Source organism: Oceanisphaera ostreae, from assembly GCF_042676125.1.
GTDB classification, from domain to species: Bacteria; Pseudomonadota; Gammaproteobacteria; order Enterobacterales; family Aeromonadaceae; genus Oceanimonas; species Oceanimonas ostreae.
The window spans coordinates 1-23,130 of record NZ_JBHTJS010000012.1; the positions used below are offsets into that span (position 1 = coordinate 1).

Annotated in this window: 16 protein-coding genes and 1 pseudogene; 6 read left to right on the forward strand and 11 right to left on the reverse strand. The window is 49.0% G+C overall.

Annotation, left to right across the window (positions count from 1 at the left end):
- Window positions 1-228 precede the first annotated feature (228 nt).
- From ACFQ1C_RS04435 to ACFQ1C_RS04455, 5 genes are all read right to left on the reverse strand, one after another.
- Window positions 229-2,406, reverse strand: a complete 2,178-nt coding sequence (locus ACFQ1C_RS04435) for a malate synthase G (protein WP_379557330.1) — start codon at window positions 2,404-2,406, stop codon at window positions 229-231.
- Window positions 2,407-2,760: 354 nt separating this feature from the next.
- Window positions 2,761-3,468 (reverse strand): phosphate signaling complex protein PhoU, encoded by a 708-nt coding sequence (phoU, locus tag ACFQ1C_RS04440; RefSeq protein WP_379557331.1) that lies wholly within the window; start codon window positions 3,466-3,468, stop codon window positions 2,761-2,763.
- 10 nt (window positions 3,469-3,478) lie between these two features.
- Complete coding sequence (gene pstB / locus ACFQ1C_RS04445; protein WP_379557332.1) at window positions 3,479-4,297, reverse strand: phosphate ABC transporter ATP-binding protein PstB; 819 nt, start codon at window positions 4,295-4,297, stop codon at window positions 3,479-3,481.
- Window positions 4,298-4,338: 41 nt separating this feature from the next.
- The gene (gene pstA, locus ACFQ1C_RS04450) at window positions 4,339-5,988 is read right to left on the reverse strand and encodes a phosphate ABC transporter permease PstA (RefSeq protein WP_379557333.1); all 1,650 of its coding nucleotides are present in this window, start codon (window positions 5,986-5,988) and stop codon (window positions 4,339-4,341) included.
- 12 nt (window positions 5,989-6,000) lie between these two features.
- A complete protein-coding gene (locus ACFQ1C_RS04455) occupies window positions 6,001-8,244 on the reverse strand; it encodes a phosphate ABC transporter permease (RefSeq protein WP_379557334.1) in 2,244 nt (747 codons plus the stop codon).
- A gap of 217 nt (window positions 8,245-8,461) precedes the next feature.
- On the opposite strand from ACFQ1C_RS04455, the gene ACFQ1C_RS04460 reads away from it, so the two are divergent.
- Both ACFQ1C_RS04460 and suhB read left to right on the forward strand, forming a co-directional pair.
- Window positions 8,462-8,716 carry a YfhL family 4Fe-4S dicluster ferredoxin gene (locus ACFQ1C_RS04460; protein ID WP_379557335.1) on the forward strand — a complete coding sequence of 85 codons (255 nt, stop codon included), beginning with the start codon at window positions 8,462-8,464 and terminating at the stop codon, window positions 8,714-8,716.
- A gap of 551 nt (window positions 8,717-9,267) precedes the next feature.
- On the forward strand, window positions 9,268-10,071 hold the full coding sequence (gene suhB / locus ACFQ1C_RS04465; RefSeq protein WP_379557336.1) for an inositol-1-monophosphatase: 804 nt from the start codon (window positions 9,268-9,270) through the stop codon (window positions 10,069-10,071).
- A 114-nt stretch (window positions 10,072-10,185) separates the two neighbouring features.
- On the opposite strand, the gene tesB is transcribed toward suhB, so the two are convergent.
- The 6 genes from tesB to ACFQ1C_RS04495 all read right to left on the reverse strand — a co-directional run bounded on the left by tesB (window position 10,186) and on the right by ACFQ1C_RS04495 (window position 18,459).
- Complete coding sequence (gene tesB, locus ACFQ1C_RS04470) at window positions 10,186-11,067, reverse strand: acyl-CoA thioesterase II (protein WP_449290059.1); 882 nt, start codon at window positions 11,065-11,067, stop codon at window positions 10,186-10,188.
- Window positions 11,068-11,847: 780 nt separating this feature from the next.
- Entirely contained in the window at window positions 11,848-13,128 is a 1,281-nt protein-coding gene (gene thrC, locus ACFQ1C_RS04475) for a threonine synthase (RefSeq protein WP_379557337.1), read from the reverse strand.
- Window positions 13,125-14,081 (reverse strand): homoserine kinase, encoded by a 957-nt coding sequence (gene thrB / locus ACFQ1C_RS04480; RefSeq protein WP_379557338.1) that lies wholly within the window; start codon window positions 14,079-14,081, stop codon window positions 13,125-13,127. The genes thrC and thrB overlap by 4 nt, the downstream gene beginning before the upstream one ends.
- On the reverse strand, window positions 14,082-16,541 hold the full coding sequence (thrA, locus tag ACFQ1C_RS04485; protein WP_379557339.1) for a bifunctional aspartate kinase/homoserine dehydrogenase I: 2,460 nt from the start codon (window positions 16,539-16,541) through the stop codon (window positions 14,082-14,084).
- A gap of 255 nt (window positions 16,542-16,796) precedes the next feature.
- Window positions 16,797-17,495, reverse strand: coding sequence for a tRNA/rRNA methyltransferase (locus tag ACFQ1C_RS04490; protein ID WP_379557340.1), 699 nt, complete (start codon window positions 17,493-17,495; stop codon window positions 16,797-16,799).
- A 472-nt stretch (window positions 17,496-17,967) separates the two neighbouring features.
- A complete protein-coding gene (locus ACFQ1C_RS04495) occupies window positions 17,968-18,459 on the reverse strand; it encodes a putative 4-hydroxy-4-methyl-2-oxoglutarate aldolase (protein WP_379557341.1) in 492 nt (163 codons plus the stop codon).
- A gap of 800 nt (window positions 18,460-19,259) precedes the next feature.
- Between ACFQ1C_RS04495 and arcA the strand changes: the two genes are divergently transcribed.
- The 4 genes and pseudogenes from arcA to mgtE all read left to right on the forward strand — a co-directional run bounded on the left by arcA (window position 19,260) and on the right by mgtE (window position 23,016).
- A complete protein-coding gene (gene arcA / locus ACFQ1C_RS04500) occupies window positions 19,260-19,976 on the forward strand; it encodes a two-component system response regulator ArcA (RefSeq protein ID WP_379557342.1) in 717 nt (238 codons plus the stop codon).
- Between the two features lie 109 nt (window positions 19,977-20,085).
- A pseudogene (locus tag ACFQ1C_RS04505) lies at window positions 20,086-20,682 on the forward strand (pseudouridine synthase); the annotation flags it as partial.
- Window positions 20,683-20,690: 8 nt separating this feature from the next.
- Window positions 20,691-21,146 (forward strand): NUDIX hydrolase, encoded by a 456-nt coding sequence (locus ACFQ1C_RS04510; protein WP_379557343.1) that lies wholly within the window; start codon window positions 20,691-20,693, stop codon window positions 21,144-21,146.
- Between the two features lie 529 nt (window positions 21,147-21,675).
- Window positions 21,676-23,016: a magnesium transporter gene (gene mgtE, locus ACFQ1C_RS04515; RefSeq protein ID WP_379557344.1), complete on the forward strand. Its 1,341-nt coding sequence runs from the start codon at window positions 21,676-21,678 to the stop codon at window positions 23,014-23,016.
- The last annotated feature ends 114 nt before the right edge of the window (window positions 23,017-23,130 follow it).

Sequence of the window (23,130 nt, forward strand, 5' to 3'; positions counted from 1 at the left end):
TATACCGCCCCACTGGGATAAACTTAGGCAGAATTGCCAACCGGACAACTAGGATGACAGAGCGGGTTAACTTTTCCGTGTTTTTCCGTGTTTTTCCGTGTATTCCGTGGCGAGAAGGCTTTTAGTCTTTAAATTGAGATCCTGATATTCATCAGAATGAAGGCAAAAAAAATCCCCGGACTGGCCGAGGATTTTTATTTTTCAGAGTGTTAATTCAAAAAGTAAGAATTAACCTTGTGCTTTCAGCTGACGGCGATAAGCATGTAGCAATGGCTCTGTGTAACCGCTGGGTTGAGTTGTACCCTCAAACACCAAGTCACAAGCTGCTTTAAACGCAATGCCATCGAAGCTAGGTGCCATGTTGCGATACAGCGGATCCGCTGCATTCTGTGTATCAACAATAGCTGCCATGCGCTTCAATGATTCTAGCACCTGATCTTGAGTCAGAATGCCATGGCGAAGCCAGTTGGCAATGTGCTGAGCAGAGATACGCAAAGTAGCACGGTCTTCCATCAGGCCCACATCATTGATGTCAAGAACCTTAGAACACCCTACACCCTGGTCAATCCAGCGCACTACATAACCCAGCAGACCCTGTGCATTGTTATCCAGTTCGTTCTGAATATCTTCTACACTCAGACTTTCTTTTGCCGCTTGAGTCAGCAAAGGAATAGTCAGCAGGGCATTTAGGCTTGCAGCTTGACGAGACTTAAGCTCATCTTGACGCTCTTTAACGTTAACCTGATGGTAATGCGTGGCATGCAAGGTGGCTGCCGTTGGCGAAGGAACCCAAGCAGTGTTGGCACCGGCTAACGGATGCGCAATTTTGGTTTCGAGCATTTCGGCCATTTTATCTGGAATAGCCCACATGCCTTTACCGATTTGTGCCTTGCCTTGTAAACCAGCGGCCAAGCCTACGTCTACGTTGTTGTTTTCGTAGGCGCTGAGCCAAGTTTGCTCACGCATGTTGCCTTTACGTACCATTGGGCCCGCTTCCATGCTGGTGTGAATTTCATCACCAGTACGGTCGAGGAAGCCGGTGTTAATAAACACGGCACGATCACGCGCTTCATAGATACACGCTTTAAGGTTGGCACTAGTACGGCGCTCTTCATCCATAATACCCACTTTCAGGGTGTTTTTGGCTAAGCCCAGTACTTGTTCAACACGCTCAAACAACTCACATGCAAAAGCCACTTCTTCGGGGCCATGCATTTTCGGCTTCACGATATAAACGCTGCCGGTGCGAGTGTTTTTAAACTCGCTGTTACCTTTAATATCGTGAATCGCAGCCAGGCTGGTAATCAGCGCGTCAAGAATGCCCTCAGGCACTTCGTTACCGTCTTTGTCCAGAACGGCTTCGTTAGTCATCAAGTGACCAACGTTACGCACGAACAATAAGCTGCGACCGTGCAACTGGAAACCTTCACCGTTGGGTGCCAAATATTGGCGATCCGCATTCAGGCTACGAACGATTTCTTTATCGCCCTTCTGAACTTTTTCGGTCAAGGTGCCTTTCATTAAGCCAAACCAGTTACGGTATACACCCACTTTGTCTTCTGCATCGACGGCTGCAACAGAATCTTCGCAGTCCATAATGGTAGACAGAGCGGATTCTAACAATAAGTCTTTGATGCCCGCTTTGTCGCTGGCACCCACTTGATTGTTACGATCAAACTGCAGCTCAATATGAATGCCGTTGTTACACAGCAAAACAGCAGACGGTGTTGCAGTGTCACCGTTATACCCAACAAATTTACTGGTATCAGCCAGGGTAGTGACGTCGCCATTTTCGAGGGTAATTTGCAGCTGACCATCGACTACCTGATAGGCCGTCACATCTGTGTGGCTGCCTGAGGCAAGTGGTGCAGACTGCTCAAGCAGGTCACGACCCCAAGCAACTACCTTAGCCGCACGGGCTGGGTTAAACGCTTTGGTTTTTTCTGCACCACCGGCATCTGAAATAACATCGCTGCCGTACAGTGCGTCATATAGGCTGCCCCAACGAGCGTTAGCGGCATTAAGCGCATAACGAGCATTGTTGACAGGTACAACCAACTGAGGCCCAGCTAACGTAGCCAGTTCTGCATCAACATTGGTGGTGGTTACAGTAAAGTCTTCAACTGCTGGCAATAAATAGCCAATATCAGTTAAAAATTGCTTGTAGGCTACGGCGTCAAACGTTTGATTGGCGTGAGTCTGGTGCCATTCATCAATTTGATGCTGCAGCTGTTCCCGTTTTTCCAGCAGAGCGCGGTTTTTAGGAGCCAGGTCGTTAACGATCTGTTCCATGCCTGCCCAAAATGCTGCTGGCTCAACGCCAGTGCCGGGGATGATTTCGTTTACTACCAGATCATGAAGAACGGTAGCAACTTGTAAAGTACCGAGGTGAGTACGTTCCGTCATATGTTTCTTCTTCTATTCTAGTTGTCAGTAGTTATGGTTAAGAGCGATCACTAACCCTAATCGTTATCGCCTAGTTTACCCCTTGATGGGAGCTAGAGGCAAAATTGAATTGCTACAAGCTGTCGGTCAATCTTTACAATTCACGCATAAAAATTCAATATATTTATAAAAACTCATATAATTCATATGGATATGGAAATAAAAAGTCAAAAAACAAATTGGCTATTTACTCAACATTTCCGACAGGGCAAGTCATTCTCAGCAATAAAATGAGCTTAAATCACCTACTAAAAATAAGATTTTCGTGAAAAACACACTTAAAATCGAGATCACATGGCGCTACATCACCCTGTTTTAACGGTCGAGCATGCTATGAATATCTTCGTCACTACGATGGCGAACGTCTTTGCCTTTCACAAAATAAATAATATATTCACAAATATGCTGCACGCGGTCACCCACCCGCTCCAGCGAGCGAGCACACCACAACACATTTAACACATGGGGGATAGATCGCGGATCTTCCATCATAAATGTCATTAATTCACGGATAATAGACTCATATTCTCGGTCGACTTTAGCATCTTCTTTATGCACTTCTATCGCCGCTTCTATGTCCATACGAGCAAACGCATCTAACACATCGTGCAGCATTTTTACTGCCCGCAGTCCCATGTTTTCCATCGACACCAAGGGCGGCTGCTTCTTGTTGGCGTTATCTATCACCATCATACCAATGCGCTTGGCTACATCACCAATACGCTCGAGGTCGGTGATGGTTTTAATAATGGCCAGCACCAATCGCAAGTCTGAGGCTGCGGGCTGGCGTTTAGCAATAATGCGCGTGCAGTCTTCGTCTATATCGACCTCTAACGCATTTACCTGATGATCGTTAGCCACGATCGAGCGCGCCAAATCCAGATCTTGCTTATGAATAGCCGTAATGGCGTCGGTTAACTGCTGCTCAACCAAGCCGCCCATTACCAAGACTTGATTCAATACTTCTTCTAGCTCGGTATTAAACTGACCAGAAATATGCTTTTTAAGATTGTGATTATTCATGGTGGATTCCTTAGCCGTAGCGCCCGGTAATGTAGTCTTCGGTTTTCTTTTTGCTAGGGGTAGTAAACAAGGTATTGGTATCGGTGTACTCAATTAACTCGCCCATGTACATAAAGGCCGTATGATCCGACACCCTCGCCGCCTGCTGCATATTGTGCGTCACAATCACCACAGTAAACTGCTCTTTTAGGGTGTTGATCAGCTCCTCGATTACCAAGGTGGAAATAGGATCCAGTGCCGAGGTGGGCTCATCAAGCAACAATACTTCCGGCTCAATGGCAATGGCACGGGCAATCACCAACCGTTGCTGCTGACCACCCGAAAGGCCAAAGGCATTCTCGTGCAATCGGTCTTTCGCCTCATCCCACAAGGCGGCACCGCGCAACGAGCGCTCTACCGCGTCATCTAGTCGGCGTCGGTCGTTAATGCCTTGCAGTCGCAAGCCGTATACCACGTTTTCGTAAATTGTTTTAGGGAACGGATTAGGCCGCTGAAACACCATGCCCACTTGGCGGCGTAACGCCGCCACATCCACGCCTTTGCCATAGATATTGTGATCGTGCAGCAAAATTTCGCCTTCAATACGACAGTTGTCCACCAAATCATTCATGCGGTTAATACAGCGCAACAAAGACGACTTGCCACAGCCGGACGGCCCAATAAAGGCAGTAACCTGCCCTTTGGCAATGTTCATGTCCACATTAAACAGTGCCTGTTTGTCACCATAAAATAAATTAAGGTCACGAATTTGCAGCGCCGTTTGCTCAGCCGTCAAGCTTTGAGTATCTAGCGTTACCTTCTGATCCATGGTCATAGCTACGTTCATCATATTATTACCTCAAACTGTTAATTCTGGCGCAAGCTCACGGCTTATTGATCGAGTGAACGGAATTTTTCCCGCAGGTGATTACGAATACCAATGGCGGTTAGATTCAGCCCCACAATGACGGTAACCAGTAAGAAAGAGGTGGCATAAACCAGCGGCCGCGCGGCTTCTACGTTCGGACTTTGAAAACCTACATCGTAGATATGAAAGCCCAAGTGCATGAATTTGCGCTCCACATGCAAATAAGGGAAGTTACCGTCTACCGGCAAATTAGGCGCCAGCTTAACCACTCCCACCAACATCAGCGGTGCCACTTCACCTGCCGCTCGGGCAATGGCCAAGATAAGCCCGGTCATAATAGCGGGGCTGGCCATGGGGATCACAATGCGCCATAGCGTTTCGGCTTTAGTGGCCCCTAATGCCAAGGAACCTTGGCGCACCGAACTGGGAATGCGTGACAGCCCTTCTTCGGTAGACACTATTACTACCGGCAGGGTTAAAATCGCCAGCGTCAGTGCCGACCATAATACCCCAGGTGAACCAAAGGTCGGGGTAGGCAAAGACTCTGGGTAAAACAGCTGGTCTAGCGAACCGCCCACCATGTATACGAAAAAGCCCAAACCAAACACGCCATACACGATAGAAGGCACCCCCGCCAAGTTGATTACCGCGATACGGATCATCTTGGTCAGGTTATTTTTACCCGCATATTCGTGCAGGTAAATCGCCGCAACCACACCTAATGGAGTCACAATAATCGCCATTAAGATCACCATAAACACGGTGCCAAATATAGCAGGGAACACGCCACCTTCGGTGTTAGCCTCGCGTGGCTCACCACTGACAAACTTACCGATTTGCGAAAACCAGTGTAGCGTCTTCGACACCAAGCCCATGTCGTTGGGCCAAGTGGCATCCAACACATCGCCCAGCGACAAGGTAACGGACTGACCGCGCATATCACGGACCACCACATTATCGCGCCGCGCTTGTTCGCGCAGGGCAAACAGTTGCTTTTCTAATACCTGATAATCGGTTCTTAGTTGCTGCTCTTCGGCTCGAATCTCAGCTAATGCGGCGTCGGTAGCCTCCCCTTCTAGCTCTAAACTACGCTGCTTAAGGCGCAACTTCTCCAACTGAAAGTTAATGGTGCCAATGGCTCCTCTTTGCAGCGATTTCATCTCGCTATTAAGCTCGCGCACCCGATCTAGCCGAGTCTGCAGCTGTTCACGCAGCTCACCGCCCACCGCGCTGTCACCTTGACGCACTTGCTCGACATAACCGTAAAAGTTACCGTTATTAGCGCGCTCTAAGACCACCAAATCGGCCGGTTGCTGACGAGACGCGATGTTAGTTTCCAGTAACCAGCGAAAATCGAGCGGTACAAACTCGCGGTTACCAGTTTTAATCAAATAACGGGTTAAGGTCTCTGCGGTTACGCCCTCTAGCGTTAAACCGGCACCGCGCAGTTGCGCCAACGACACTTGTTCACGATCGTGAATTTCACCAATCACCGTATACTGCTCGCCCGCCGGTGTGCTGACCTGCCATTCATAAATACTGTGCGGCCAAAAAAACGTCAGCCCCCTCCAGCCAATCAAGAGTAATAAGCCTAATACTGCCACTAAGCTGACGCTGACCGCTCCGCCGGTCATCCAGATCCAAGGCGCGCCCGATTTAAACCATTTATTCATGTGGTTGTGCCTCTACATTGAACTGTATTTGTCACGCAGCCGCTGACGAACAAACTCAGCAACCGTGTTAAACATGAAGGTGAAGATAAACAACACGAAGGCCGCCAAAAACAGCACGCGATAGTGTGAACTGTTCACTTCTGCCTCTGGCATTTCCACCGCGATATTGGCCGCCAAGGTGCGCATGCCACTGAAGATGCTGAGATCCATCACCGGTGTGTTACCGGTCGCCATCAGCACGATCATGGTTTCGCCAACCGCACGCCCCAGCCCCATCATCACCGCAGAAAAAATACCGGGGCTGGCGGTCAGCATCACTACCCGCGTTAAGGTTTGCCATGTAGTGGCACCCAGCGCCAATGAGCCGTTGGTTAAATGGCGCGGCACAGAAAACACCGCGTCTTCGGCAATAGAAAAAATGGTAGGAATAACGGCAAAGCCCATGGCGATGCCCACCACCAGTGAGTTGCGCTGATCAAAGCCGACACCCAACTCATTGGTTAAAAAGCCGCGAGCATCACCGCCAAACAACAGCCCCTCGACCCACGGACTTAAGGCAAAAGAGCTCCAACCCACAAAAACCACTAGCGGCAGCAATAAAATACACTGCCAACCTTCCGGCACACGATTACGCAGTGCCTTGGGCAAATACTGCCAGACAAAAGCCATTAATAAGATGGATACCGGCAGCATCACCAGCAAAATCACCATGCCCGGTAGATGGCTTTCAATTAATGGAGCCAACCATAATCCAGCCAAAAAGCCGAGGATCACCGTGGGCAGTGCTTCCATAATCTCAACCGTGGGCTTGACTACCTTGCGCAGACCAGACGACATGAAGTAAGCGGTATAAACCGCACCGGCAATGGCAATAGGTATCGCGAACAACAAAGCGTAAAATGCCGCTTTAAGCGTACCAAATGAGATGGGTACCAAGCTCAGCTTCGACTCAAAATCACTGCTGCCGGAGGTGGACTGCCACACATATCGAGGCTCGGGATAACCTTCGTACCACACCTTGGTCCACAGCGCTTTCCAGGTGACGCCAGGGTGTTCGTTTTCAACGTAGAAGGTGGATAATTTATTACCGCTTTGCATCAGCAGCATAGAGTTGCGAGGCGACATCGCCAGTGCCGAAACACCACCACTGGCCAGCGGTGCAGAAAACAGCCGCGAGCCACCGGTGGTATGAAAAATATCTAGGCTGCCATTACTGGAGGCAGTAATAAACCCTTTACGATTGACCTCTGAAATGATGTTTTCAACCGCACCATTGGCGGAAAAATCACGAATAAAAGTGAATTCACGCTTACCGTCACGCGCTACCTCAAACCACTGGGATATTTTGCCGTTGTCGTTGGCCACTAACAGAGAATTGCCGCCCGATAGCAAACTTAAGGTCGTAATATTGCCGCCCTGCGCGTTCATAGTGAGCACATTGCGTAGCGCCACCTTATTAATATTGCGCACATCAAACACGTATACCTCATTGCCACTGCGGGCAAACAAGAAGCGTAGGTTTGGTGTCAGCAATAGCTGATCAACCTCAGCGGGCAATCCAGGGATGTCGACTTGAGTGGGGCTAAGTGTCACCTCACCGGTCATAAAGTTTTCTTTACCAGCGAAACGCGTCAGCACGCCGACGCCTGATTCGGTAATGGCCGCAATCAACAGGTCATCGCCACTGCTCGCTATGCTTAGCTGCGTTAAGGTTCGCCGTTGCGCATCCACCACCAAGGGCTGTTCGCCAAAGGGGAAAACCACTTCTGGCTCTATGGTGCGAATATTATCGGGATAACTGACATTAAACTTAGGCTTTAGCACCGTAATGCCGCCCCCCGCCAAACCATAGGCAACCATATTGTGGCTAATACTGCGGGCAACACTGGTCACCTCGCCGTCTATGTTCTGGCTATAAACGCGCTTGCCCTGTTGTGGCAAAGAATAGAAGTTGACCTCACCTTTATCGTTAAAGCGATACACCAACTCGTTTTGCTCTTCTACCCCCAATAGCGCCGTATTTCCAATATCGCGGCCCATGCTGGCACCACTGTCCAGCAAGCTAAATTCAGGGCCCAGCTCAACACGCGCACTATCAAAAATGGGCTTAATCACATAGAGCAAATAAAAGAAAATCAGTAATAAAGCCACCAGTACTAAAATGCCGCCAGCGGTCACGCCTATTTGTGCGATTCGGTCTTTCAACCAGCGCTTACGACTACCTGATAGTGCGATGGCTTGGGTTTGGGTTGACATGGGTCCACCTCAGTAAATATCCAGTGGTGCTTATTGTATGGCGAATAGATGACAACTTTGTGACAACACATACGCTGTTCGCTTTAACTTTAATAGCAAGGCCACATGCTCAGCCCATCCGTAAGTACGCACAAATGCTGAGCTTAGCGCGAAGAAATGGTATTATCTGGCGCTAAATTTATGGGTATAACGAATATGAAGGTGAGTGACTTTTGCTATGGCGTTACTAATCGAAAATAGCTGCATTAACTGCGACATGTGTGAACCAGAGTGCCCGAATGGAGCCATCACCTTTGGCCCCGAAGTGTATGAAATAGACCCAGATTTATGCACCGAATGTGTGGGCCACTATGATAAGCCCACCTGTATCAGTGTATGTCCTATCGACTGCATCATTATCGACCCTAACCATACGGAAGACCAAGACCAGCTGTGGGATAAGTTTGTACTGCTACATCACCAAGAAGAATGAAATACAGGGCCAGTACTGCATTATCACTATGTTTATCCCTCACTCTTTACGCTTATTCCCCCCCACATAATTTTAGATTAATTTTTCTTTCAGCTGACCTCTTATAGCCTGCCAATAGTGCACAGAAACAGTAGGATTGCCTCCGCCAACGCGCTAGGCCGCATCCCTGCGACGCTCGGCAAATGCCCTCCCTGGCATTTGACGGTTGGCTACGACAATTCCTACTGCCTCTTCAGATAATACAGAGTCGTCTGTTGATGGCGCTAACAAGCAACTCCGCTGCTGACGGGAAGGCAGAGGGTATCTGCTCAGCCGACCACCCGCGCCAAGGATGGCGCGGCGGAGCCCCCAGGGATGGGTTTACGGCGAGTCGATCGGAGTAGTGCGCCCTGCCCGATTACACCATTAAAATCAACAAAAAGATGTGACTAAGTGACAGGCTTATAGCTTACGGCTGCCCGCTGGACATATTTAGTCCTTGCCTGAAAATGCTTCACAGGTATAATACGTCGCTCAAATTTCGTTCTTTAACATCAAGTGGGTTCACTCATATGCATCCGATGCTGAATATTGCGATACGCGCTGCGCGTAACGCTGGTCAAGTTATCGTCAAAGGCTTTGCCAATCCTGATAACATAGAAACGCGCCAAAAAGGTCTGAACGATTTTGTTACCAATATCGACCTTGACGCGGAAAATGCCATCGTCAATACCATTCGTAAGTCTTATCCGGAGCACACCATTATTGGTGAAGAATGTGGTGAACTAACAGGCAGCAACCCTGACTATCAGTGGATTGTTGACTCACTTGATGGCACCACCAACTTCATGAACGGTATTCCCCACTTCGCAGTGTCTATTGCATTGCGTGTTAAAGGTCGCGTTGAACAGGCCGTTGTTTACGACCCTATTCGTGATGAGCTTTTTAGTGCCAGCCGCGGTGCCGGTGCTCAGTTAAACGGCTACCGTATTCGTACAGGCAAAGCTAAAGACCTAACCGGTACTGTTCTAGCTACGGGTTTTCCTTTTAAGCAAAAGCATCATGTTGACGCCTACTTAGGCATGTTCAAAGACATGTTCATTCAGTGCGCCGATATTCGCCGTGCCGGTGCTGCTAGCTTAGACTTAGTTTATGTTGCCGCTGGCCGTGTAGACGGTTATTGGGAACTGGCCCTCAAGCCATGGGATTTTGCTGCTGGCAGCTTGATCGCTCGAGAAGCAGGCGCCATTGTTACCGACTTCGTAGGCGGCCATAACTTTGAGCGCAGCGGTAACCTAGTCTGTGCTAACCCCAAAGTACTAAAAAGCATGCTGTCGACCATTCGCGAGCACTTGCCAGAGTCTCTGGCACAGTAAGCCAAAGGCCCAGCGCCCAGCGCCCAGCGCCCAGCGCCCAGCGAAATGATAAGCACCATACCCACAAGGTATGGTGCTTTTTTTCATCTATGAGAGGGTGAAGGTAAGTGAAACTCACAGCTCAGCGCTGGCCCCTCGGGGCCTAATGATGCCCTCTTGCATCGCGGTCGCGACTAAGGTGCCGTCTTGAGTATAAAAGCGACCTTGTACTAACCCTCGTCCGGCGATGGCTCGGGGGCTTTCTATGGCAAAAAGCAGCCAGTCGTCAAAACGAAAGTCTTGGTGAAACCACATAGAATGATCGATAGTAGCCACCTGCAGTTCACGATCCCAAAACGAGCGGCCATGGGGCATCAGTGCGGTAGGCAAAAAGTTAAAATCCGATGCGTACGCTAATAAATATTTATGAATACGGGGATCATCTGGCAAACAGCCGTTAGCTTTTAACCAGATGTAGTTTACCGGCTCTACTTTTTCGGGCTGCATAGGATTTACATAATTGACTTGGCGCATTTCAATGGGCTTAGAAGACAACCACTTGTCTCTTACCGACGTTGGTAAATACTGAGCCAGCGCTTTTATTCGTTCACTTTCTGGTGCTATCTCCTCTGGCCCTGCAATTTTTGGCATGGGTGCTTGATGCTCAAAGCCTGCCACCGGTTGTTGAAAAGACGCCGTCATATAGAAAATAGGCTTACCGTGTTGCAGTGCTTGCACTCGTCGCGTGGAGGTCGTTTTGCCATCACGAATGGTTTCTACATCATAGATAATGGGTTTGTTGACGTCGCCTGGGCGCAAAAAATAAGAGTGAAAGGAATGCACCGGACGATCAGGCTCTAGGGTATATTTAGCGGCGGCTAATGCCTGCCCCATTACTTGACCACCAAATACCGCGCCAAAGCCGAGGTCTGTACTCTGACCACGATATAGTCCTTCGTCTAACGGCTCTAGCGCCAGCAAGGTTAATAATTCATCCAATGCCTGATTCGTCATCATTACTACCTGTTGATTCAACTGGTATTACAAGCTACCACAAGCCGATATTGATGGCCTAGGCAAAAAATCAAAGAAAAAGGGCAACCTGAAGTTGCCCTTTAAAGTGCTGTTGGTCTAATCCTTAAACCTAATCGCTCCCTGCATATTCTAACTTAGCCGTCCTGTGCTTGTTCTTCCCACTCCATTGGGCAATTCCTATATCATCCTGAAGGGTCGCTTCCTGCTCCCCACCACTTCATCCAAAAGTGTGTTCCCTAAACAGCTTCTGCTGCACTGCATTCCCTTTGGCCATCCGAGCCCAGTCCTGTTGCCATCCTGGCGATTGGTTTTCCTAACCAACCTCACCTGTACTAGGTTTCCTTGTCTTATAAACGGCTTCTTGCCGGTATTCATTACGGCCTACCTGCCTGTACGCTTCCTGCGTGCCAGCTGCCTTGCTGTTGGTAGTAATGATACGGGCTTTAGCGCATAAAACTATTCCCCACAAACTCATTACTATTTAATAAAAACGCCCCGCAAAAAATAAAACAATACGATTCAATACGTTATGGATATATCCGAGCCAAAGCTAGCAGCATAAGTAGCCTTATCCCTAGCGCTCTTGAGAGATCTCTTACACTGACCAAAGTCAGAAGCTGAAAGATTTGAGCGAACACCTTCTTTGAATATAAAGAATACAAACATAGGTACTGGGGTAGCTCGACATAATAGACAAATAAAAAACACCGAGCTGCGGGCTCGGTGTTTTTATTTTAGCTGGGTGCTAGGCGCTGGGAGCTATTACTTCCCCATCATCTTCGCTTTTAAGGCAGCAAAGTCGGCGGGGATCGTGCCGTTAAGCGGCTCCATTGCCATGTGCTTGGCCAAGGGGCCTGGTAATGGCAAGTCTTGACCTAAAATTTCATCTACATTTTCTTTGAACTTGGCCGGATGAGCGGTGCATAAGAAAATGCCCACTTCATCTTTACCACGCTCTTTATTAAGTAAGTCCCAACCAATGGCGCCATGAGGCTCACATAAGTAGCCTTGAGCAAACAAGCGTTGCAAAGCGTCTTTGGTTTGCTCGTCGCTTAATGCGCCCGAAGCGATATCGGCTAAGTTCCAGCCTTTAACACGGCACAGCTCTTCAACGCGTGGCCAGTTGTTAGGGCGGCTCACGTCCATGGCATTAGACAGGGTCGCCACTGTGCTTTGGGGATCCCAGCTACCGCTTTCTAGATAGCGCGGTACCGTATCATTAGCATTAGTAGCAGCCATAAAGCGCTTAACGGGCAAACCCAACGCTTTGGCTATTAGCCCAGCAGTTAGGTTACCAAAGTTGCCCGATGGCACGGCGATCACGGCTTTGTGCCGCTGCTCTGCTGGCAGTTGCGCCACCGCTTCAAAGTAATAACACACCTGTGCAACCAAACGACTAATGTTGATGGAGTTAGCCGAGTTTAAGCCCACAGCCGCCTTTAGCTCTTCATCATCAAAGGCTTGTTTAACCAGTGCCTGACAATCATCAAAGTCGCCCTGTACCGCATAGGTCGTGATGTTATCGCCGAGCGTGGTGAACAGCTTTTCTTGCAGCGGGCTGATTTTGCCTTCGGGATACAAGATAACCACTTCGATATTGGGCAAACCGTAAAAGGCGTGGGCCACGGCGGCACCGGTGTCACCGGACGTTGCAGTCAGTATGGTGATCTTCTTGCCGTCGGTGCTTAAGGTCGCCAAACACTGGGCCATAAAGCGGCCACCAAAATCTTTAAAGGCTAAGGTGGGACCGTGGAACAGCTCAAGCGCGTAGGTATGCTCGTCTACTTTTACTAAGGGTGCTGGAAAGGTAAAAGCCTGCTCTACCATAGCGGTCAGAGTTTTCTCTGAGATTTCATCGCCAATTAAGTGGCTTAATACCGCCACCGAGCGTGGCACTAATGGCAGCTCTAACAGCGCATCCATATTGGCGATGGGGGTTAAGTTTTCTGGGAAAAATAAACCCTGACCACGACCTAGCCCCTGCTTTACGGCACCAGCAAAATCGATGGTTTCCGAATTGTCCTTAATATTATACAGCTTCATAGTTGTGTTCCTGTTACTCGAGCACCTTGGGTATCGATTTTGCAAATATGGCAAAAACCATCCTGATTTTGAATAAAGTGTTCCGCCAGCCAGCTTTTTAGCTTTTCGGCTTGGGTTAAGTCTTTAAGCACACAAAACACCGTGGGGCCACTACCAGAAATACCGGTGGCCAACGCTCCCATAGCGGCGGCTTGGTCGCGCACCGCGTCAAAGCCTGGGATTAATTGTGCACGGTAGGGTTCGGCTATTACGTCTTTTAACATGGCGGCGGCCAACGGCTCTTGGCCCGTGTGGCAAGCATGCACGAAGCCCCCCAAACGACGGCCGTAGGTTAAACAGTCTTGACGACGATATTGCGCCGGTAAAATGCTGCGCGCCGCCGAGGTGGATACATTAATGCCGGGATAGCACAGCACCCAGTACCAATCATCGAAGCTGGGCAAGGTTTGGCTAACGATATCCGCCTCATCTAGTACCAATTGCATGCCACCAAAATGGCACGGGGCCACATTGTCGTAATGCAGAGACCCTGAGATCTGCCCTTCTAGCTCGCCCATCAATAGCATCAGTTCGTGCTCACTGAGCGCATTATCATAAAACGCATTTAACGCTACAAAAGCCGCGACTATGCTGGTAGCGCTGGAGCCAAGACCTGAGCCTACTGGCATGCTCTTTTCTAGCGTCATCACCAGCGGTTTGGCGCTAATTTCTTTGTCGGCGATGGCTTTTTCAAACGCTAAATAGCAGTCGTAGACGATGTTTTGCTTAAAATCATCTGGCAGCTTATGAGCATAAGCACCAACGGTGGTTAGGCTAAAGTCACCTTGAGTATCAGCCACCAGCACTCGATCGCCAAGCATGGTGCCATCCACTGGGGCCATGGCGGCCCCTAATACATCAAAGCCGACGCTCACGTTGGCGGTAGAGGCAGGGGCAAACGCAACTACACTCATTTAAATCTCCTGCTTCCAGTTATGGGTGCGTAATAAGTCGGCAAACACGCCGGCAGCGGTCACATCAGCACCGGCGCCGTAACCGCGCAGCACCAAGGGAATGGGCTGATAGTATTGGGTGTAAAACGCCAGCGCGTTCTCGCCGTCTTTTACTTTGAACAGCGGATCATCGCCGTCTACGGCCTTAATGGCAACCTTGCAGTGACCATTTTCAATTTCACCCACATAACGCAGCACTTTACCTTCGGCGGCAGCTTCTGCAACGCGTTGCTCAAAATAGCCGTTTGCTTCGGGCAGACGAGCCATAAAGGTTTCGATGTCACCGCTATCGTCAAACTGTGGCGGTAAGCCCATTTCAACTTCAATATCGGCCAAGTCTAATTGCATACCCGCCTCACGCGCCAAGATAAGCAACTTGCGCGCCACGTCCATGCCGCTTAAGTCATCGCGTGGATCTGGCTCAGTAAAGCCATTTTCTCGCGCCACGCGAGTGGCATCGGCAAAGCTCATGCCTTCATCTAATTTACCGAAGATGTAAGACATAGAGCCCGATAATATGCCGCCAAAGGCTTTAAGCTGATCACCGGCACGCAGTAAGTTTTGCAGGTTTTCAATCACCGGTAAGCCTGCGCCCACGGTCGTTTCATACAAAAACTTGCGGTGGGTACGTTGGGCTGCACGGCGCAACTGGCGATAGTACTCAAGGCTTGCGGTGTTGGCTTTTTTGTTCGGCGTGACCACGTGAAAACCAGCGGCCAAAAAGTCGGCGTATTGCTCAGCTACACTGTCGCTTGATGTACAGTCCACCAATACCGGATTAATTAAGTGACTGTCTTCGACCATGCGCTGTAAACGCGGCAGGTTAAAGGTGTCGGTCGCCTGCGCCAGATGGTTTTGCCATTCGCCAAGGTTGATACCATCACGGTTTAAGGTCATTTGGCGTGAGTTGGCAATGCCGACCACGCGAATACCGATATCTTGCTTTTCTAATATCGGCTGCTGGCGACGAATTTGCTCCAACAGTGCCGCCCCCACGCCACCACAACCCACTAAAAACACATCGATAAAACGACGGCTAGAGAAGAAGTTTTGATGACAGGCCTTAATAGCCTCGGTGGTTTTCGCTTTGTGGATCACCGCAGAGATAGAGCGCTCGCTCGAACCCTGAGCGATGGCCACTATGTTGATAGATGCTTCGGCCAACGCATTAAAGAAGCGAGCAGACACGCCTTTTACGGTGCGCATGCGGTCGCCAACCAAAGAGATAATGGCTAAGTCTTCGATGATATCTAATGGCTCAAGCAGCTTGTTTTCGAATTCCAGTACGAACTCGTTAGCGATGGCTTTTCGTGTCTTAATTTGATCAAAGCTGTGAATACAAAAGCTTACACTGTATTCCGACGAACTTTGAGTGATCAGCACGATGCTAACACCGGCGCGAGACACGCAAGAGAACAAACGCCCCGCCATGCCGACCATGCCTTTCATACCCGGGCCTGAGATATTGATCATGGTCATGCCAACGAGATCAGAGATGCCTTTTACTTGTTGGTCATCATCACTGCACTCGGGGCCAATGAGTGAGCCTTCGCCTTGTGGATTGCCGGTATTTTTAATCAAGCACGGAATATGGAACTGAGCAATGGGGGCGATGGTTTTTGGGTGCAATACCTTGGCGCCAAAGTAAGACAGCTCCATGGCTTCTTTATAAGACAGCTGCTTGAGCAACATGGCATCGGGCACCAAACGCGGATCACAGTTGTATACACCATCAACGTCAGTCCAAATTTCACAGCACTCCGCATTCACACACGCAGCCAATACCGCAGCGGAATAGTCTGAACCATTACGACCAAGGATGACGGTTTCGCCTTTATCGTTACCGGCGGTAAAGCCGGGCATCAGATAAATGCAATCGGTGCGCAAGCCCACTTCGGCAAAGCGCTGGCGTGACGCTGCAATGTTAATCGTGGCTTCAAGATAACTGCCCTCACCGAGCAACATAGTTTGCGGGGTAATAATCTCTATTTGCTCGCCGCGGGCTTTAAGCAATTCGCCCATCGTGGCAATAGATAAGGCTTCACCACGGCTTAAGATGTGGGCTTGGGTGTTGTCTGGGCATTGCTGTAATAAACTGACCCCTTGCAGCAAACGGGCCAGCTGGCCGAGCTCTCGCTCAACCCGAGCTTTAACAGCGGTATCGTCTAGCTGGGGATACTTGGCTTTGAGGCCGTTAATAATGTCGTGAAAAATCTGTTCGATTTCTTGCAACACCGGTGCCGAGTCTAAGCCTCGAATGGTCTGCTCTACTACCGCCACCAGATGGTTAGTAACCTTGGCGGGAGCGGATAAAACTAGCGCCACCTGAGACTGCTGCTGATTATTAACCACGATATCAGCGACATTGTTAAATCGCTCGCTGTTGGCCAACGAGGTGCCGCCAAACTTCAAGACTCGCATTCATAACTCCCTGTTCTAGACGAAAAGTGCTAGACGAAAAATATCAAACAAAAATATAAAACGAAAAAGCCCGCATCGGATGGGGACGCGGGCTTTAAAATTCTAATCAGTGTGTTGTTAGTGCATCAGCCCGCTCCAGTGCCACCCATGGTGGTGCCGGTAATAATAATGGTGATAATGCGGTGGGTGCTGTGCAACATAAGGGTCGACCTTTAACAACGAATGGCATAGCAATAACCCGAGTACACATGGTTGTCAACTGCCCTTGTTATTGGATAAGGCGCGTTCTAGATCTTTGTAAAGCAGATGCAACAGGTTAAGGTCGCGCTGCTCTAGCATAGGCAATCGGTCTGACACCCACTCAGCCAGTTTTTCCTGCTGGCTTATGCCGACTTTATCAAACAATTGCTCTGTTTTATGCTGCAGTAGCCTTAATTGACTGTTTTCAGGCTGAACGCTGGTTTTATCTACAGTTTGCTCGCTCAAGCCCTGACTAAATTCATAGGCATAAAGCATGATGGCCTGGCCGAGATTAAGCGAGGGATAACTGACTTTAAGCGGTAAGTAGCTAATGATGTCGGCCAAAGCTAAATCGTCATTGCTTAAGCCCGACTCTTCGCAGCCAAACAGCAACGCCACTTTTTGATTACTTTTGTTATTAACCTGCGCAATGGCTTGCTGGGGCGTAAGATAATAACGATAACGGCCACGTTCGCGCGCCGTGGTGGCAATCACTAAATCCATATCAGCCAGTGCCGGAGCCAGCTCATCAAAATATTCGGCTTGGTCTAATACTTCTTGAGCGCCATGAGCTACCCAGTGTGCCTTGTCTTCTTCATGCACTCGGCTGCTCACCAAACGCATGTGGCTAAAACCCATGGTCTTCATTGCTCGCGCTGCAGCACCGACGTTTTCTGCCCGCGCCGGCGACTTAAGTACAAAATACAGCTGCATTGATTACCCCACAAAACACCCTAATAAACGGCGCATATTCTCCCATAAAAGGCGCTGCAGCGATAGCAAGCAAAGGCCTGCGTCTGAGACCCATCATCAGGGAAAACAAAGGGCTAAATATTTTGCAACGGAAGAACACGGAACGCGCGGAAAAATTAACATGAGATAAGAGCGAAAACTGACTATAAATTTTTATTTTCAGGTCTTAACAGCAAGATATGTCTATTCAGATTTAATCTTTATTTTTCCGTGAATTTAGTGGATTCCGTTGCAGAGAAGATCTCGCTCTAGCTCTTAAATGGAGATACTGGGGCCGTCATGCTGACGCACGTCAGTATCTATCACTCCAGCCGTCTTCCTGATGACCATCAGGATCTCGGTTTTAGCCTTAGGAAAAGTGCGAGATACCGAGGCAAGCTCGGTATGACGGGAAAGAGCAAAGCAAGTCAGGTATTACGGGGCAAACCTATGCTTAAAACGAATAGTGGGTCAGGGCTTCTTGAGAGACCAGAATTCCGTTGATATCGGCATAAAGATAGTCGCCAGGATTAATGGTCACGCCGGCAAAGTTTACCGGTATATTGACCTCCCCTGCACCGTGCTTTTCAGTTTTCATCGGGCAGGTCGCTAGCGCCTTTACACCTAACGCCATGTCAGCAATGGCGCCCGCATCACGAATAGCGCCGTTAATCACCACGCCCGCCCAGCCATTTTCTATCGCCAAAGCCGCGAGTTGGTCACCCATTAAAGCGCGGCGCACTGTGCCACCGCCATCAACGACCAACACTTTGCCTGTGCCGGGGGTGGCCACGAGCTCTCGCACCTTAGAGTTATCTTCACTGCAGCGCACGGTCGCCACTTTGCCCCAAAAAGTGCGGGCGGCGCCATAATCGTTGAATAAAGGCTCTAATATTTCGACCTTATCTTCATGCTCATCACATAAATCAGGTAGTAAATCTAACATTGCAACCTCCTATGAATAAGTAATCACGCATAACTTATATGTATTATGTGGCTAGCTTACCTTTATCGTCACCCTCGCGAAGGCGGGAATGACGACAGAACCATGCCGATTATGCGGCATTACTTAGCCAAAACTAATAATGCAAACATTACCTTACTCGTGCCATCCGCCACTAGCAAATAAGCGCCGCGCATTTTAAGACCAACCACCCCGAGTGTAGGGGCGAATTTATTCGCACAATAATGGTGGCACGGCCTAAAAGAGACCAATCTACAAAACTAACGTGAGACCTTGACACCCAACAGAGTATCTACAGAAGACATAAAAATCTGATCAGTTGGTTTTCCAGATTGGTACTATCAAGTTTAAGCAACGTTCATATTGTGCAAAATATTAAGGCGAAGACGTGAAGCATTGAGCGAAAAAGATGCCACCAATAGCCCTAATATGGATCGCATGATGGGCTTAGGTCATTGATTTTGATCAAGTGTGCCTTTAAAACTATTTAACATTATCAGTTGATCAGTGTTGTTATGCCCCTGTTAACTGTTAAAATACAGTCAATTGGGTAATGGACCTCTGTTTGTATCGTCTGTCTATTTTGGGCGTAAAGCAGTAGCTGCATGGGATGCAAATATAAAAACGGCTCAAAAAAATCAGTATAACCGGGCCAATGCAACCCGCCCTAGCGGGACATAACACGGCGCAATAACAGTGGTAGAGTAACAAATGATACATTTCTCTCACTCCGGCAACTGTTGATACTGAATTCTATTTACATCTAACAAACAGGTAGGCACATGCAGACTCCACATATTCTTATTGTTGAAGACGAGTTAGTCACTCGCAACACCTTAAAAGGCATTTTTGAGGCCGAAGGTTATTCTGTGCTAGAAGCGACCGATGGCGAGGAGATGTATAAGGCTCTGTCTAACAATAAAATTAATCTCGTGATCATGGACATTAATCTGCCAGGCAAAAATGGCCTGCTGCTGGCCCGTGAGCTACGTGACCAGCACAATTTAGCACTGATGTTTTTGACGGGTCGTGATAACGAAGTCGATAAAATTTTGGGCCTAGAAATTGGTGCAGATGACTACATCACTAAGCCCTTTAATCCTCGTGAACTGACCATTCGTGCACGCAACCTGCTTAGCCGCACCATGCAAACGCCAGAAGTTCAAGAAGAAGAAAAGCTGGTAGATGCCTATCGCTTTAATGGCTGGACGCTCGATATTAATAGCCGTGCTCTGGTTAGCCCAACGGGTGAAGTTTTCAAATTACCGCGCAGTGAGTTTCGTGCCATGGTTCATTTTTGTGAAAACCCAGGACAAATTCAAAGCCGTGCCGACTTGCTGAAAAAGATGACCGGACGCGAGCTTAAACAGCACGATCGCACAGTAGACGTCACCATTCGTCGTATCCGTAAGCACTTTGAATCTATTCCTGATACGCCAGAGATCATTGCCACCATTCATGGTGAAGGCTACCGTTTCTGCGGTGATCTGGAAGGCTAAATAAAACCCCGCAGCAGCGGGGTTTTTTATTATTATCCTTCGATTCATTTAGCTAAGCAGTCCGGCATTACTTAGCACAGAACTTAACCTCGAAAGGTCAACAGGCCCAATGAAAGCCAAAAAACCTCGCCCTAATTTCAAATCAAAACCTAAAACGGCAACCAAAGCACCCATTACCGGCCCTGCTGTCACCTTGCTGTTCAACAAGCCCTATATGGTATTGTGCCAGTTTACCGATGGCGACGGACGCCAAACATTGGCAGACTTTGTTACTCAGCCTGACGTCTATGCTGCAGGTCGGTTGGACAGAGACAGCGAGGGCTTGTTGGTACTCACCAATGATGGCCCGCTGAATGCTCGCCTTACTCAACCTGGCCGTAAAACCGCCAAAACCTATTGGGCCCAAGTAGAAGGGATACCCTCCGAGGCCGATTTGACCCAACTTCGCCAAGGTGTGATCTTAAAAGACGGCCCGACCCTGCCAGCCCAAGTGCGCATTATGCAGGATCCGGCTATTTGGCCACGCACGCCACCGATTCGCGATCGTCAACAGATTCCCACCACTTGGCTGGAAATAAAGATCATTGAAGGGCGTAATCGTCAGGTACGACGCATGACAGCGCATATTGGTTTTCCTACTTTACGCCTGATCCGCTATGCAGTAGGTAACTGGACACTGGATGATTTACCCTCGGGTCAATGGAGAAAAGTGTAATGAGTCATCACCCTTTCGCGGTCACGGTAGCAATGATAATACGTGCCGGTGAGCGTTTTTTAATGGTGGAAGAATGGCAGCAAGATCACATCCGTTTTAACCAGCCAGCCGGCCACCTAGAACCAGGAGAAACCCTACAAGAAGGCGCGCAGCGTGAGTTATTAGAAGAAACGGGGCTGGCTATTTCCCTTGAGCAGGGAGTGGCCATTTATCAATTTGAAGCACCCGATAACGGCACGCATTTTGTGCGTTTTACCTTTTGTGCAGAGGTTCCCGAGCCCTTAACCACACATCCGCAAGATCCCGACGGCGATATCATTCGTTGTCACTGGTTAACGCTGAATGAAATTGAGGCCTTAGGCAGTCAACTGCGCAGCCCGATGATTTTAGCCTCATTTTACGATTATCTTGCCGGCCAACGCTTTGCGCTCGATGCGCTAAAGCTACAGAACTAAACCTAAAGATTTTTTGCCACGGAAGAACACGGAATCCACGAAAAAATAAAGATCTGCTCTGAAAGGGAGCTTAATGGTAAGGGCTAAAACAAAGCTTTAAGCCGCCAACTGTACGCTATAAGTCGAAAGATAAGCCCCAAGCAAAAGTGACAGACGAAACAGAGCCTGAATATGCAGGCTGGTTTAAGTGTGGTCTCTTATGCGGTCTTACCGGACCTGCTCCGGTATCTCGTATTTAGGTACTAAAACCCAAAAGCAGATCCTGAAACGAGTTCAGGAAGACGGCATAGAAATAAATACCGCCCTTTAATGTTGGCAACGGCACTGTTTTTAAACTTCATTCAACACTCACATTTAAAATTCAACATTGCCCTTAAATTATCCGCTCGCGCCAGCTTGCTATAAAAAATTCAATCACTTAGCATCTGCGGTTTACTCGCGGCGTAGCATCTTCATGCTGGAGTGGACTTAATTTCACCATTTTTAGCTGACGTTTACTGCCTATTGGGTATCGCGCGGAGCAAAATACATGAGTCACCAAGAACTCGCCTTGTTATTAGGCAACGCAATAGAGCAGCGGCAGTTTGATACCGCTCTTATTCAGGTTAAGGGCATGCGCCCAGTAGACCTGGCCGACATAATGGCGCACATTCCCCCTGCTCTAGCTTGGCATTTACTCGAACGGCTGCCACATCGCGCTACGGTATTTTCGTATTTAGATGCCGATATCCAGATGCAGTTAACGCTGGAGTTTCCACGCGCTAACTTGGCCAGATTAGTAGGTGAAATGCCTGCGGATGAACGAGCCGATCTGTTTAAATGCCTTGATCAAGAGCAGCGAGATGCCTTGCTGCCCGCATTGGCACAGGCAAAGCGAGAGGATATTAGAAAGCTCGCCGCTTATCAGGAAGGTACAGCAGGTGCCTTAATGACCTCGGATTACGCCACCCTAGAAGCCAGCATGAACGTGGACGCAGCACTGGCCGCTTTACGAGTCGAAGCACCCGATGCCGAAACCATTTATCATGCTTATGTGATTGATGTTCAACGCAAACTGTTAGGGGTGGTGTCGTTGCGCGCACTCATTTTAGCCCCCCCACACCAACAAATGCACAGCCTGATGCTCAGCTCGCCTATTCATTGTGCCGTGGGCGACGATCAAGAAGACGTGGCCAAAATGATTGCCCGCTACGACTTAATCGCCCTGCCTGTTGTCGATGAAAACAACGCGCTGGTCGGCATTGTGACCCACGATGATGCTATGGACGTGGCCAGTGACGAGGCTACCGATGACTTTCATAAGTCAGGCGGTGTCACCAGCATTGTAGGTAGACTTAAAGACGCTAGCATCGGCATGTTATATCGTAAACGCGTGTTCTGGTTGGTGTTGTTGGTGTTTGGCAATTTATTCTCCGGCGCCGGCATTGCTCATTTTGAAGAGCTCATTGCCGCTAATCTAGTTTTGGTGTTCTTCTTACCCTTATTGGTGGATAGCGGCGGTAACGCCGGCTCCCAATCTGCCACCCTAATGGTGCGTGCCTTGGCCACCGGTGACGTGGTGATGCGCGACTGGTTCAGTCTACTGGGGCGAGAAGCCTTAGTAGCCCTGTGTTTGGGTGGCACCATGGCGGTGGCCGTTTCGGTTGTTGGTTATATGCGCGGCGATGAAGTGGTCGCGCTAGTACTGGCCATGAGCATGATGTCGGTAGTGATGATTGGCTGCATGATTGGCATGAGTTTGCCATTTGTACTTAACAAGCTGGGTTTTGACCCCGCCAGTGCCAGCGCGCCGTTAATTACCTCGGTATGCGATGCATCCGGAGTGCTCATCTACCTATTTATTGCCTCAAAGTTTTTGGTGCTGGGGTAGAAAAGCGGCAATGTTGAATTTTAAATGTTGAGTGTTGAATGAAGTTCATGGAATGGCTCGACTAAAGTAGACACCAGTTTAAGCAGCATTAAGTTGCTGTGCATATGCGTTGGG